We start from the raw sequence: 1,745 nt of genomic DNA on the forward strand, positions 1-1,745 counted from the left end.
CCCGCTGCCCCTGCGGCTACCTCGGCGTGTGCCAGCTGAATTCGAGGATGGTGTCGTTGTAGTCGGCGTCGTCGCCGTTCTCGGCGACGACCACCAGCAGGTTGTAGTTGCCGATCGCGTACGGGCCGCCGGAGTTGAGCTTGCTCGGCCGGAAGGCGCCGTCGGCCGCGGCGAACTCGAAGACGGCGGTGAGGACGGCCGGCCCGGTGATGGTCTCCTGGCCGATGGCGGTGTTGTGCTCGCCCGTCCCGCTGAACAGCAGGTCCACCGTGCCGTCCTTGCCGGTGAGCCGCACCTGCTGGGTGCTGGACGAGTTGGTCTTGGCCTTGACGGTCACCTTGGCGTCGGCGGGCAGGCTGATCTCGGCCGTGTTGTCCTTGACGTAGACGTAGGCGTCGGACATGGGATTCCTTCGTTCCAGAGGGAGTTCTCAGGGGGATCGCCGCTCACGCTAGCCGCGCCGGGATCGATTCCAAGGAACTCCGGACCGGGACAACCCCTTCGAGGGAATGATCTCGATGTCAGGTTTCAACTGCGCTTCCCAGCAAGGGAGGTGGGGTTCTCTGGGGGTTCTTCTCGGGGGCAATCCGGATGCCGGCCCACGGCAGCAGGCCCCAGACTCGGTCCATGCGCATCACACGGGCCGGCTGGGCCGTCATGACGGTGCTCTCCATGCTCATCGTCGTCATCTCCGCCAAGTACATCAGCTTCGACCCGGCGGTGTTCTTCGAGCACCAGCGCGCCACCTACCTGAGCCACGAAGTCCCGCTCTACATCCACATCTTCGGAGCGGTCACGGCCCTGGCGGTCGGGCCGTGGCAGTTCTCCACCCGCCTGCGCGAACGCAGCCCGCGCCGGCACCGCCGCATCGGCGTCACCTACCTGCTCGCCTGCCTGGTCGGCGGGGTGGGGGCGCTGCTGCTGGCGCCGGTCGCGTACGGGGAGCGGTCGCCGGGCTCGGCTTCGCCTGCCTGGCCGTGGCCTGGCTGGTGACCGGCGGCGCCGGGCTGCGGGCGATCCTGGACGGCCGGGTGATCGACCACCGCCGCTGGATGATCCGCAGCTTCGCGCTCACCTTCGCCGCCGTCACGCTGCGCCTCATGCTGCTCGCCGCGACGGCCGCGCGCCTGGACTTCCGGACCTCCTACACCGCCATCGCCTGGCTGTGCTGGGTGCCCAACCTCCTGCTGGCCTGCTGGTTCACCCGCCGCCGCCCCGTCGCCGGGGCGGTGGCGTGAGCGCCGCTCAGATGCGGGTGCAGACGTGGGTGGTGGGGCTGTGGCCCGCCGTGTGGACGATGCGCAGGGTGTTGCCCGAGTAGCTGACGTCCAGCTTGTCCTTGGTGCTGCCGGCGGTGGCGCCGGGTGGCGTCCAGGGGAAGGACAGCTGCCCGGACTCGCCGACGCTGTCCGGCACCTGGAGGGCCTCGGGGCCGCGCCCGGCCATCAGCGCCTTGGGGCCCTCGAAGAAGCTCAGCGACAGGTGCCCGCCACGCAGCAGCAGACTGCCGCGCCAGGTGACGGGCTTGCCGTCGAGGTCGTCCCAGACGAGCGTCCAGCCGCCGTTGCGGCCGCCGGACTCGATGGTGATCTTGCCGTGGGCCTTGTCGCCGCGCGTGCTGGTGGACTCGATCGTCCAGGTGCCGGTCACGAAGGCGTCGAAGATGCGCTCGGCGACGGTGGGCTTGGCGGCGGGGGCGGGAGCAGGGCGGGCGCCACGCCGTCCTTGGCGGTGGTCCACACCTC

At 70.4% G+C, this 1,745-nt stretch carries 2 protein-coding genes and 1 pseudogene; 1 reads left to right on the plus strand and 2 read right to left on the minus strand.

Features of this window, described 5'->3' with window-relative positions:
* Positions 1–16: 16 nt before the first annotated feature.
* Complete coding sequence (locus ACFU7Y_RS43650; RefSeq protein WP_224277143.1) at positions 17–403, minus strand: fucose-binding lectin II; 387 nt, start codon at positions 401–403, stop codon at positions 17–19.
* A 269-nt stretch (positions 404–672) separates the two neighbouring features.
* Between ACFU7Y_RS43650 and ACFU7Y_RS43655 the strand changes: the two are divergent.
* Positions 673–1,238 (plus strand): annotated as a pseudogene (locus tag ACFU7Y_RS43655) (DUF2306 domain-containing protein).
* A 7-nt stretch (positions 1,239–1,245) separates the two neighbouring features.
* On the opposite strand, the gene ACFU7Y_RS43660 reads toward ACFU7Y_RS43655, so the two are convergent.
* Positions 1,246–1,745, minus strand: a 500-nt coding sequence (locus ACFU7Y_RS43660; protein WP_380772012.1) for a hypothetical protein, incomplete at its 5' end; no start/stop codon positions are given.

It is taken from the genome of Kitasatospora sp. NPDC057542, assembly GCF_042801945.1.
Lineage (GTDB): Bacteria > Actinomycetota > Actinomycetes > Streptomycetales > Streptomycetaceae > Kitasatospora.

What these genes read in the sequence shown, in the direction of transcription:
- ACFU7Y_RS43650 (WP_224277143.1), bottom strand. Translation starts at nt 403, where the DNA reads ATGTCCGACGCCTACGTCTACGTCAAGGACAACACGGCCGAGATCAGC.